General features: G+C 57.1%; 7 protein-coding genes and 2 pseudogenes. 4 read left to right on the forward strand and 5 right to left on the reverse strand.

Annotated features, from left to right (window positions below):
- Positions 1 to 130: 130 nt before the first annotated feature.
- Both PQR40_RS13705 and PQR40_RS13710 read left to right on the forward strand, forming a co-directional pair.
- Positions 131 to 814, forward strand: a complete 684-nt coding sequence (locus PQR40_RS13705) for a response regulator transcription factor (protein WP_408240281.1) — start codon at positions 131 to 133, stop codon at positions 812 to 814.
- Positions 801 to 2156, forward strand: a complete 1356-nt coding sequence (locus tag PQR40_RS13710) for a sensor histidine kinase (RefSeq protein WP_408509187.1) — start codon at positions 801 to 803, stop codon at positions 2154 to 2156. The genes PQR40_RS13705 and PQR40_RS13710 overlap by 14 nt, the downstream gene beginning before the upstream one ends.
- A gap of 76 nt (positions 2157 to 2232) precedes the next feature.
- Here the strand turns inward: PQR40_RS13710 and PQR40_RS13715 are convergent.
- Positions 2233 to 2412 (reverse strand): annotated as a pseudogene (locus PQR40_RS13715) (IS5/IS1182 family transposase); the annotation flags it as partial.
- Between the two features lie 99 nt (positions 2413 to 2511).
- On the opposite strand from PQR40_RS13715, the gene PQR40_RS13720 reads away from it, so the two are divergent.
- Both PQR40_RS13720 and PQR40_RS13725 read left to right on the forward strand, forming a co-directional pair.
- Positions 2512 to 2748 carry an Arm DNA-binding domain-containing protein gene (locus PQR40_RS13720; protein ID WP_408240275.1) on the forward strand — a complete coding sequence of 79 codons (237 nt, stop codon included), beginning with the start codon at positions 2512 to 2514 and terminating at the stop codon, positions 2746 to 2748.
- 105 nt (positions 2749 to 2853) lie between these two features.
- A pseudogene (locus PQR40_RS13725) lies at positions 2854 to 3471 on the forward strand (site-specific integrase).
- Positions 3472 to 3884: 413 nt separating this feature from the next.
- On the opposite strand, the gene PQR40_RS13730 reads toward PQR40_RS13725, so the two are convergent.
- From PQR40_RS13730 to PQR40_RS13745, 4 genes are all read right to left on the reverse strand, one after another.
- Positions 3885 to 5198 (reverse strand): hypothetical protein, encoded by a 1314-nt coding sequence (locus PQR40_RS13730; protein ID WP_408509188.1) that lies wholly within the window; start codon positions 5196 to 5198, stop codon positions 3885 to 3887.
- Positions 5195 to 8554, reverse strand: a complete 3360-nt coding sequence (locus PQR40_RS13735) for a VPA1262 family protein (protein ID WP_408509189.1) — start codon at positions 8552 to 8554, stop codon at positions 5195 to 5197. Before PQR40_RS13735 ends, PQR40_RS13730 begins: the two co-directional genes overlap by 4 nt.
- Before the next feature lie 217 nt (positions 8555 to 8771).
- Positions 8772 to 10652 (reverse strand): ATP-dependent nuclease, encoded by a 1881-nt coding sequence (locus tag PQR40_RS13740; RefSeq protein ID WP_408509190.1) that lies wholly within the window; start codon positions 10650 to 10652, stop codon positions 8772 to 8774.
- Positions 10653 to 12208: 1556 nt separating this feature from the next.
- Positions 12209 to 12475, reverse strand: coding sequence for a LysR family transcriptional regulator (locus tag PQR40_RS13745; RefSeq protein WP_408509191.1), 267 nt, complete (start codon positions 12473 to 12475; stop codon positions 12209 to 12211).
- Positions 12476 to 12569 lie beyond the last annotated feature (94 nt).

A 12569-nucleotide genomic window follows, 5' to 3' on the forward strand; every position in this document is an offset into this window, starting at 1 on the left:
AAATTTTTAATGTTGGCGCGAAACGCCTGTGCAGCTTCGCGCGGCATACTTCGGTGCATCGTAGGTACGATGCGTAGTGTAAATGACCGGCTCGCACAGGTTCACCGCGCGCTTACTTCTGGAAAAACGGATGTCGAACGTATTGGTCGTCGAAGACGACGGGCAAACCCTCGCGGAGATCGTTGAAGCGCTGACCGATCACGGCTGCAAGGTGCAGACTGCGAGCACAGGCCGCGACGGGTTGATGCTTGCGGTCGCCAACCATTATGACGCTATCGTGCTCGATCGCATGTTGCCCGGCGGACTCGAAGGGCTCGGCATGCTGGCAGCGTTGCGCAGCGCCGGCGTGCTCACGCCGGTGTTGATTCTGAGCGCGCTCTCCGCGGTCGACGAACGTGTGCGCGGTCTGCGCGCCGGCGGCGACGATTATCTGACCAAGCCGTTTGAATTCATCGAGCTGACCGCACGGCTCGACGCGCTGATGCGTCGGCGCGAAGCGGCGCCCGGTGTGCAGGAATATCAGGTCGGCCCGTTGCGTCTCGACCCGCTCAAGCGCGAAGTGAGCTGCGCCGGTCGTCCGGTCCCGCTCCTGCCACGCGAATACCGGCTGCTCGAATACCTGATGCAGCATGAGGGCCAGGTGGTGAGCCGCACCATGTTATTCGAGGCGGTATGGGATTACCGGCTCGACGAGCGGACCAATGTGATCGACGTGCACATCAGCCGCCTGAGAAAGAAGCTGGACCCGGACGGGACGGCTCCTATGATCGATACCGTGCGCGGTTCGGGGTACATGCTCCATGCGCCTGACTGAACTGCATCGCACCACCGGCTTTCGTCTCGCCACGCTGTTTCTGATGCTGTTCGGCGTGATCGCGATACTGTTGTTCGGCTATCTGTACCGCGAGATCACCGGCTTCGAACAGGAGCGCATCGACGACTGGCTGCTTCGCGAGCATGCACAGTTGCAACGCGAAGAGCCGGACGAACTGGTCGCGCGATTCGAACACCAAAACCAGTTCGATCCGCGCCGTCAGCGCCCGTTCGGTCTGTTCGACGCCACCGGCAAGCATCTTGCCGGCGGTTACGCGGGCGATCAGCCAGCCATCCCGGTCTTCGACAAACCGTTCTCCATGCGTCTCGCGAAGCTGCCCGGTCATCCGCCCGGCCGTTGCATCGCCGCGCGCGTGCCGGATAACCGCATTGCGTTGCAATGCCAGAACACCCGTGAGCTTGACCACTTCGACGAAGAGTTGCTGCACGCGCTGCTTTCCACCGCCATGATCACGCTCGTGATCGGCCTGGTCGGGGCGAGCCTGATCGGCATTTCCGCAATGCGGCGGCTCGACGCGGTGACCGCCTCGATCGAAGAAATCGTCGCCGGCAATCTCAGCAGGCGTCTGCCGGTGCATTCGAAACGCGACGACGTGGATCGCCTCGTCGGCGTTGTGAACGGTATGCTCGACGAAATCGAACGGCTCATGAATGAGGTCAAAGGCGTGTGCGATGCGATTGCGCACGATCTGCGCACCCCGCTCACACGGATGCTCGGCGGACTCGAACGTGCACAGCGCCGCGCCAAAACCGAAGCGGAGTATCGCGCGGCAATCGATGAAACCATCGTCGAGACCAGTGGGTTGCTGCGCACCTTCAACGCGCTGCTGCGCATTTCGGAAATCGAGAGCGGTGTGCGCCGCGCGGGATTCACGACGGTCGATCTGGCTGCCGTTGCCGACGACGTCTTCGAGTTCTACGATCCGACTGCCGAGGACAAGCAGATCGCCTTCGAGCTGCAGCGAACGGTATCAGGACCGCTCGATATCCAGGGTGATCCGAACCTGCTATTTGAGGCGCTGGCGAATCTGGTGGAAAACGCCATCAAGTTCGCACCGCACGGCGGGCATGTTCGGATCACCGTGTTCCGCGACAAGACCGGCTCGGGCGTCACCGTTTCGGACGACGGGCCGGGCATTGCGCCTGCCGAACAGCAAGCGGTGCTGCGGCGCTTTTATCGCGGTGAGGCGAGCCGGCACACACCCGGCAGCGGGCTTGGCCTGAGCCTTGTGCTGGCAGTGGCCGGCATGCACGGCATGTCGATCCGTTTCAAGGACGCGACACCCGGATGTGAAGTCCTTTTGTACAGACCGACCGAATAGTGCGTGCGCCCGGCGTCAAGACTAACTGATCCGGAAACGGCGCTACCTCCAGATCACGTCTTCACTTGCGCGCACGCTTGAGCGTACCGAAGACATGCTCGACAGTACTTCGACGGATGGTCATTGCATCGGGCTTCCCGTCGAGCCGTCGCTGCATGGTTTCCAGTATGTTCTCGTGCTCCCATCTTCGGATGCGACGATAGTCGCCGGGTGAACATCGTTCCTTCATAGGGCAACCCGGGCAGACGCTGGACCAGATCCGACGCAAAATTGAGGACCGTGTCTGGCCCGAGAACCAACTCTGGCGCAAAGCGCCTGATGGCCGTGTCATGATAAGCACAGAGGGATTTTCAGAATGGGGCGAAACGGGCGTGGCGTTAAGCCAAAATCTGAAACCAGCGTCGAAATCACGTTCCAGTACGAAGGCAAGCGCCGGCGCGAATCAATCCCGTTGCCGCCTACAGCCGCTAACCTGAAACGAGCTGAACAACACCGTGCACAAATCTTGTACGAAGTATCGCGCGGCACGTTCGACTATGCGCAAGTTTTCCCACTCCAAGTTCGCGAAACAACTCGCGCACAGAACCGATGATGGCCTACGAGTAGGTGCGTATCTTGAAGACTGGTTCGCGGAGAAAAAGCTTGGATTGAAGGCTAGCAGAAGCTATCACTCCGAGTCGACGCCGCAGACATTGGAATACTTGAAACGAAGGAGCGGGTCGATCCGTTCACTTCCGAAGAGCAGGCGAAGTTGCTCTCTGTTGCTGACCCACACGTCAAACAGCTAATTCAGTTCGCATTGTGGAGTGGCCTCAGAACCAGCGAGTTAGTCGCACTCAACTGGAGCGATATCGATTGGAAGGGAGGTGTCGCTCGTGTCTCGAAGGCAATGACCTTTTCAGCAAAGGGAAAAGTAGAGTCGACAAAGACGGCCGCAGGACGTCGCGAGGTCAAGTTGTTGCGACCAGCGCTCGAGGCGCTTTTCGAGCAAAAACAATACACATTCGAAGCACAGGACGCGATATTTCGCGCCCCCCGAAGCGGGAAGCGATAGGCCGGTCACACGAAGGCGTGGGATGTTTGGCAATCCGTTGTGCGTAAGGCGAAAATTCGCTATCGAAATCCGTATCAAACGCGCCATACCTTCGCGTCAATGATGCTGTCCGCTGGCGAGCATCCCATGTGGGTGTCCAAGCAGATGGCGCACACGGACCAAACGATGATCGCGAGAGTGTATGGACGATGGATGCCAGAAGCAGACCGCGGAGCCGGCTCGCGCGCCGTCGCCATGTTCTCACCGACGAAAGCGGCATGAGAGTGAGTTCGAGTCCTGTAGAGGAACCCGATTGATTTCCGGAAAACCAACCAAATAACTTCCGTTTTGGGTCGTTCAAGCGATCAAACCTACATTATTTCCCTGGCCTGTTACCCAAATAACTTCCGCGATTGATTGTTTTTAACCATAAAACTTCCGCCATCGCAGGAGCGCGACCAAGCCAGCAGTTTCAAGACGGCTTTGAACAGTCCCAGTCAACAACGTCTAGGCGAGCGTCCCGAATTCGGCCTTTGCGGACGTTTACGGTCGACGTGTACGCGGCAGCTAACCGATGCAGAGCAGTCACCGATGTGATCTATCAACGAGCAGTTGCCGCCGGGTTCAGTGATTGCGCACTTCTACTAGGAGCAGTCCTTGAGCGAACGTGCCCGACGTTCGACACCCCAACTATGTTATCGGAGAGGGGCGATTGCGGGATCGATTTCGCCGAAGCGAATTTCGACCCAGTCGTCGTTATCCTCCTCATCTGTCTTGATGATCTCAATCGACTCCGGCAGACGGCCTGCCATCAGATTACTCAGCACAATCACCTGCAACGGGTTCGGCTCTTGGGGAAGTTGCCCCGCTGCTTTAACAGACTTGGCGCCATTGTCCTGAAGCGACCGCAGACCGGCAAAGATCTCCGTAAACTCGCGCAAGCCGAGGCGCACCACTTTTGATCCCGACATAGAATAGCCTCCGTGATGGCCGAGGTCGTAGTCATCTTCGCGAGCCCGAAGCGCGCCGTTGACAGGCATCATCGCAGGCTTCGGGAAGTGCTCGATCATTCCGTAAAACAGTGTATTCAACTCGGAGCGGGCGTTACACCCCGCGCGAACAAACAGGCCCGCAACGTTCTGGCGCATCGGAGAAGGGTAAGGCACCCAGCCTTGCCCACTTTCACGGACGCTCAGGAGGAGGACGAAATCGACGGATGAAAATTGCCGAAAGAACTCGCCAACGATCTGTCCGGTGGCCACCTCGTCCCAGTTCGCCGATCGACTCGAGAGCGCTTGGCAATCACCGTCGCCGACGATGACCCCGGTTAGACCGCCTGCACTACGGAGCTGCTCGGCCTTGGCCTTAAGCGCGCTATAGAGCGGATTCCGATCTTTGATTTTAGGCACGTTATAGGCGGCAAAGCCACCTGAGCTATAGGGTGACTTGGCCGGATCAATAGTGATGTCGATACCCACATCGTCATCGTCGATTACGACGCGCAACGGGAACGTGCCGACAGTCATCTGTTCGCGCAGTTGCGGAACGATCGTCTGTCGGACGAACTCCTGTAATTTGCTCCGGGGTGGCAGCCGTAGCACTGTGCGGGTTCCGCGCTTCGTGCTCTCATGCTTAGACCGGACGCGCAGATCGAGACCGCCAATGGGTAGTTTGAGTTTGTTCTTGGCCGCCTCGATCAGTTGACTCAGCTCGTAATAGGGGTTGTCATTGTCGAGACCTTCGTCCGAAACCGCCGTCACATCAGCGGTCATCCGCAATGCGCCCCGTTCGAACAGGATGTCCGGCCGCCGTAGGGACGGCAGAGCCACCTCATTCTGGAGCGCACCGCATTTCGACAAAGCGTGAAGCACGACCAACTCCCACATGGCCGCAACTCGATCTTTTCCAGCCCGGTTGAGACGCTCCGCAAGTTTGTCAACCGCATCACCGTCCAGCACGTCGCGAAGCTCGTCGAGGCGGCGCTGAAGGGCTCGTCTGCTGTAGATCATGCGGACGGCCCATCGTCTGAAGCCAAGAGATCTTCAGCCTGGTCGAGGAACGCGGCGAGCTGGCCTGGCTCGCCGGTGCCCTTCGAGCGCCATTCGGCTATCGGCCTGACCATTGCAAGCTCGCTGGCTTCCCGCGACAGATTGTCTAGCTCGCAGGAGGACATGCCACCTTGCCGGAGGTAATACTGCGCCCATCTGGTAAAGGCCAGTATCCACATCGTGACCACCAACGCGCCATCCCATTGGGTCCAATTTGATGTGCTGGCAAGCGGCCGTTGCACGATACGCTGCTGCCGCTTCAGAATTGCCTGCATTGACTTTAGACTGATCTGCTGTCGCTCGAAACTGCTATTGGCAAAAACGAACGCCGTGATGTTGGTCGTCTGGCCTTCGCGTGCTCGGTCAAATAATCGCGGCTGATCCTTAAATTGCGGTTCCAGCACGCCGGCTAGTTCCTGCATCCAGATCTCGCAAGCATGGTCGAAATTGGCACGGCCATTTTGCAGCAAAGGAAATACTACGTCCTTAAACAACCAGGGCTCGGCCCATGCTAACTGCCGCATATGTCCGCGCATGGAGTCAACCAGGCGCCTCAGCTCATCGCAGGGAACGGCTGTCGGCAATGCGTCATGCAGCGCCGCCACGAGCCCGACGTAGATCGCGGCTTTCTCTTCATTCTTTGCCGCGCGGAACACCATCCAGCCTAGGGCCTGCACTTGCTCGGGATATGAAAATGCGGTGATCAATTTCAGCACGGGGGCGAGCCCTTCGGGCCTTTCCGATTGCCTCTCAATCGCGTTCAGTCCCAGCCATCGCAGCAAACCGTTGTCGCTGCGAACGAGGCGGTCCCGTTGTTCGTCGCTGATGTCAAATTGTATCGAAAGCGAAATGTCGCTGACGATCTGGCTCAACAAGGACAATCTCATTACATCCGCGCCCAGAGGTTCGATTGACACGCGCGCCACTTGGGCTTCGGCAATCGTCAGCAGAGTATCTGAGGCATACCACCACAGAAGCTTGATGGCGTAGCTCTCCGACCACGTCAGAGCCGCGTATTTTGTTCCGTGGAACAAGTGCTCATGGCGATAGGAGCTGTGTAGCAGGGCCGTGATCGGCATCTGAAAGAGTCGACCGTCCACTACTGCCAGTTCCCTGTCTGTCTCTTCATGCGTTCGACAAAACGATGCTTCGACGAACCGTGCCAGAAATTTAAGAAAACCCCCATCGGATGCGAGCTCGGAAAATCGCCGGTCCCCATCGCGTGAATGCGCAAGCACCTCGCCGAGAACTTCCCACGTCGCAGCGAAGTCGGTGAAGTCGCCCGCCTGCTTGTGCAGGCATTTAGACAAGCCCGCCGTATCGTGCAGCGCAAGAGAATCATCGTTGAGCAGGCCCAACGCCGCCATCTGTTCCTTCAATCGGTCACCGCTCAAGCCTTGTAAAGACGGCTCGCCAGTCCATGTGCTTAGCACGTCGCCCGCCTGGGCCTTTTCGAGGAATCGTAGTGGCTCATAGCGCCGCGGCTCCGTCGAGGACGCCGTTGAGTCGAAGAGAAGCCGCATGGAGGGGTTCTCCGTCTCCCCGGCCGACCGTGCCGTCTCGGCCTCCTGCACCAGCGCGGATTTGTATTGCTCGACCTTGAGCAGAATATCCGCAGGGATCGGGGTGACCAGCAAGGGGTAGTTTTCGGCGGCTTTCTGAATCGAATTGGACAAATTGAAACCGGCGATCGGCAGGCCGTCCGGCCCGACGACCAATAGATAACGATCATGCAGTCGGCCTTCTTTTAGACCGTAGATGCGCAGCTTGATGCGCTTCAACAGGCGGCCATTGTGCTCGCAGTTTGCAAGCAGGTTGTTGATCCGTTCATGGGGTAGTTTGTCGGACTTGCGACGCATGGGTCTACCTTCTCTGCCCGGCTTGGGCAGAGACGTGAAGACAATATAGTCCGCGCCCGATTCAGCGCAAAGCAGCACTAGACCCAACCCAACATCACCAAAATATGGATCGAAAATGATCACCTGGTGCTGTTTGTATTTGGCCAGCAGCGCCCTGAACCACTCCACGAATTGCAGCCGACCTTCGCCGTCGTCCTGGCTCCAACGCAGAAAAAAGCGCGCCTCGGACTTCGGCGGGCTGAGGCGCTTAAAAAGGGATTCGAGATCGCGATTGACCGGGACCCAAGGGTCTGCCTCGCGCCTACCGATGTGATTGGTAAATCCCATATTGCCGCGATTGACGGTCAAGGCCGCCTTTACTCGTGCCGATGCGGTTGGCCGGGCCGCATTTTCCAACCAATCGAACTTGACTGGACTTGCACTGTGACCAACTGCATGCCCTTGAAGACGGATCTCGCGAATATAAAAGAGGCGCCAACGGCAACACAGCGTGCTGACGCCGGAGATGTTGTCAGGAAATCCGAAAATTTCCAGTTCAGTGCTGTCGGTCCTCTCGCGAAGCTGATCGCTCAGCTCAAACTTGCATTCAAACTCGCCGTCCTCATTGCGCAACGCTGTGGCAATACTCGAGTAAGCGACTTGGCCTCCGTTCTCGATACTCATTCTGAACTGGAATCCATTAAAATGAGCCACTTGCATCGGATTAAATCGCGCAACTAAGGTGTGCGGAGCGTCGGCCCAGCTCACGCCTAGCAGGGGGCGCTCGAAGTCGTCGAGAGTAGGAAAGACTAGTAACTCGAGATCGCCGAAACGAGAGGTGTCGGCGCCACCAAACTCTAGGCCCGTATCCGCGTTGAGATTCTTCACCACGAAGTCAGTCAAGGCCACGTCGTAGTCTTCGCCAAGGCGAAACAGTGCCCCTTTGTCGATCTGGGTGATCGAAGCACTGAAGGCCCCGGCGGCGCCGTGCGGGCTGGATGGCGAGTGTCGGTCATGCGCGTCACGGTTAAGCAGGTAGACGACGGGGCGGTAAATCAGATTGCGAGCGGCAGGGAGCGCGATCGCTCCGAACCGTTCTTTCAGTTGGTCCGGGAGCCCGAATCCCAGCTCTTCACTGATGGTGGAGACAGTTTGGCCGGCGCTCAATCGCCGTAGGAGGTTCGCACAGTGGATGCTCTTGACGTAAAGGTTGAGTAAAACAATTCGCGCCTGCACTTGCCCGAAGGTATAGAAATTATCGTCATAGCTGGCTGACCAGCGTTCGTTCGAATGGCTGTAGGGAAGCAGGCGACCGTAGACTATGCGATGTTCAATCAATTGCCCGGAGTTGATCTGCAAGACCCACAACTGCAGCGCGCAGTGGCGGCCGTCCTTCGAGAACAACCTTTCTAGCCTGCCATCATTGAGCAGGTCGTCTAAATTTGGAGCAATCGATTCCACGCGAGTACTTTTTTGCATAGCGATGTCAGTGTTGGTGCTGGAATAGGTCAATTCAATGCAGATTTACTGCCCGCAATGTGCCGTGAACCCTGTGGTTCCAGTTTCGCGTGGGCGGTTCTTCGCGACAACCGGCTAGAATTCTTAATTAGCGGCACAGCGACGGAAATCGGAGTTTTTAACCGGCTTCGTCAATCTTGGATGCTTTCCCGCAGTGCGGAGATAATTTCATGCATGTCTATGCCCCTCCCGCCTTCGTGAGAATCCGCTTGAGCATCTCTGGGACTGTTCCTTTCGCTTCAAGCGTCGCAGTCCGGTAGGCATACTGATTCTTTGCAAGCAGAATTCCGGCAGCCACCTCAATCGCCGCACACGACGTGGCCCACTCCGTCCAGTTGGACTCTAGGTAGTTCTCAAGGTGGTCGCTCAGGGTCGCGACACGATCACCGACCTGTTCTGATGGGAAATCAACCTCGGTCCCACCGAGGTACTTCAACAGCCGACGGTTCTCTGTCGAAAACTTCGTGCGCTCGCCATCTATAGCGGTCTGATTCTTGCCCGCAGCGTTAGCCCGCACCTCGAAGGCACTGTCTCCGTCGAAGAGTACGTAGGTCGGAATCCCGAGGCAGGAAAGGATGGCATGAGCAAGCGGGATTCCACCCTTGCCTCCGGCCGGAACAATCGACAGTCCTTGGGATTCGAGACGCCCCACCGCATCCCGATCGCCGATGCTGTAGAACACGGCTGCCTCTGTATCACCCTCGACGAGCAGCACATGCGCTGCGAACAATGCGACCGAGAGGCGATTCGTGACGACGCCATCGAGTTGACGGCCAACCTGGTCAGCATCTACTGTTCCGTTGAGCCTCGTCTTCACGTCGTCGATCGTGGCGAAATGAACAGTGACCACAGGGGTCTCGTCAGACGACCTCGTCAGCCGCCTGATCTGGTCGAAATGTCTAGCCTCAAGGAAATAGGGGCTATGAGTCGCATAGGTCACTTGGATACGCATGCTTGCATTCTCGGCAAGCGATCTTAGTACCTTCGCGAAGGTCTGGGCCTGAATCGGGTGTTGAAAGAGCTCCGGCTCCTCAATCGCCAGGCATATGACACCCTCTGCCGACGCCGCACCTGACTGCGCTAGAAGTTGGAGCGCCGAAACCAGGAGCGTGCGCTGAAAGCCATGTCCCTGTCGCTCCACAGTGGTCTCGGTTGCGCCATCGAGCACGGCGACTTCGAACGTGGTCCGAGGGGCCTTGAGCTCCACTTCGGCAGGAGAAACCGTGACAGATCGACCAGGCGAGTAAGATCTGACGACCTCATTGAGCTGCGTTGTCATAGCGTCCAACTGCCCCTTGAACTTTTCCTCGTAGACTTTCTGCTGCTTCGCGCGCGACTCTTCGACGATAGTCGCGATCTCCTCATCAGCAGCAGCACGATCAACTGAACGCTCAAGGATTCGACCGATGATGCTCGCCTTGCCGTCGGTCGACTCCTCACTTGCCCGAAGGTCGGCGGTGACCAGGACGAAGTCGAAAAGGCCACTCATCTTGCCGCCGCTGTTGAAGCCGAAGAAGTTGGTCTGCAGCGCTTCGGGGGAGTCGACAAGCTGGTCAGTGTGGGAGGACTCCCAGGCCGTCATCGCCTGATCGACTGCTGCACCTGTATTGGCCGCGGCGAGGTTTAGATCCGAACGGCTACTGCGGAGATTGGCATATAGTTCCCTCTTTGCTGTCGCGCCGCCTGCTGCTTTGATCGCGTTGAATTCTAGAAAGCCCTTCGCATTCGCCGAGAGCACCTCAGAGCCGTCAGGCGACCGGAGCTTCCATGCTGTGAATGTGGCAACGCCGTCCGGTACGTACTTGCCAAGTGCTTCGCGATCCTTGCCGGTGAGATCGGTGAAGGTGACTTGAACCTCGATGTTCTCGGTAGTGATTCCGAAGGAACAGTCCTTCTCCGTCAGCGAGCCGGGCTTACCGTTGAAGTACCAGTCGAGCGCACGAAGCACAGTTGACTTCCCGGCACCATTCGGCCCGATGAATGTCGTGACGGAATCGAAGGGGATCGTCACGTCTTTCAACGTGCGGAAGTTTTTTACGCGAACAGATTGAATCTTCATTGCGGATTCCAGCCTCTTGTACTTTTTGCCGAAAACAGAGTTACGGGCGCCGACTCACTACCCGTAAAAGCAGTCTATCGCCGGCTTATTTCTGAGCGCGTCCCACGCAGCAACCCGCGACAGTCCGGTTTGGTGGCGCAGTGGAAACAGTTGACGCGTGTGCCCTGAGGTCTAGCTAACGATGGCTATCCGCGAATCCCAAGAGCTATGCTTTCCGGACGGGATGGAACGACGTCCGGGAAATGTTTGAGCGAGGATAGTAAGCCGTGACATCTGGTTGAGGTCGAAACGTCGCCAGTCAGGGAGTCCACCGTTGCTACTTCGCCCCCCTGTCTGATAGCCGAGAATTTGCTGGGCTCCATTTGTAACGCCATATACATGGGGTTCGACAATGCGCAGGAGATTCCGGTAATAAAACTCTATCAACTGTTTATTCGCGATAGCTTCTAATATTAGTTTTTCCACTTGGCCCCCGTTTTTGTTATTCGGCAAGTCCGCGTGACGTCAAAGAAAACAGCCACCGCAGAAGCAATACTTGCCACATAATCAATCGCATGCTCAATGTAGACGGTAAACGTTGCTGAATCCAGAGCAAATTGCGCCGACCGAGAGGGAACGACAGTGAATTCAGTTACCTGTTAGCGTCGCGGCAAAAAATGAGATTGAGCCGATGGACGTGCTCTCCCCATCGGCGGCATGTATTGAAGATTGTTGGACGTCTGCCGGGCAGCTTCCCGGCCAGTTGCACACCGTGCTTTGATGCAGGCTTCCAACAGTCCTAAACACAAGTACGCATTCGCTAGCGGTGCGACCAGTCATTCGCGACTGCCGACTTTGAATGTCAGGAAAGAGACCAGTAGCCGCCGACCAATGCCAATACTCGAATGACTCCAAAGGCCGACCAGCGGACTTCCGTGCCCTGCACATTGCAAAATCGCGCCAACACCGCTTAGAGCGCCCTGCTCCACAACGCCTCGCCGACGTTTGGCGCGATAACGGGTGTTATCGCGGCTATCCACGTGAGCGCATGCACTGCTGCGAGAATCTGACTACTCCCGCCCGCCTCCTCAGACCTTGATGATAGAAGATCGATCTATTGCCGTAACCGGTTGGCATTTTTTGCTGTCAGTGTCGGGCTCCCAAGCGAGCCACTCATTACGCGTCTATCAACACACCAGAAAGCGGCTAGCATACTCGGCTAATCTTTCCCATCACCAGCGATGAAGATCGTAAGGAAAAAATCCAGAATCAGCTTCGATGCGGCTATTATTCGACCCAGCCTGATGTACCGACGTGGTCAGTGAGTAACCTGCTCAAAGCCGCGATCTTTCGACTACCCTACTTCTTCTCGAATCGCGACAAACAGGGAATGCGGTGACGGGACGTAGTGCTTCGCGTATTCCGTGACATCCAGGCCAAAACCGGATTCCCGGAAAATATCGTGGAGCCGGTCTTGCGATTGAACAGCACTGCCGGCGTCGAGACCAGAGACGGTGGTTTCAAACCAGGTCGCGAACGAGTCGGCGTTCACCACAATCGTGATTTGGAGTACGAGCCTAGGGACTACCGGTTGGTCTTACACGCTGCATCATCTCAAGTTCGAGCAAGCGCAATTCCTTCACATATCCAAGCTGAATCTCACCCATCTGTGTCGGCACTACAGGTATTTCCCGAAACAACGATACGGTCGAAAGACCTTCGTCACGCGCGCGAATTCGCTGGGACACGGCGCCATGCGAAATACGCCGTGCCCGGGCTGCGTCCTCAAAGCGTCCCTGCCCGATAACTGCCCCGAAAGTTTCCAACTGAAGACGATCCAGCATCTACATTTCCAAGGGTACCCCCGCATTTGGCGTCAAATTTTCTACGATCAACTCCCAAAATCCCGGTACCACCTACGCTCTTCGAGCGAAACGT

The organism is Paraburkholderia sediminicola, from assembly GCF_046026855.1.
GTDB classification, from domain to species: Bacteria; Pseudomonadota; Gammaproteobacteria; order Burkholderiales; family Burkholderiaceae; genus Paraburkholderia; species Paraburkholderia sediminicola_A.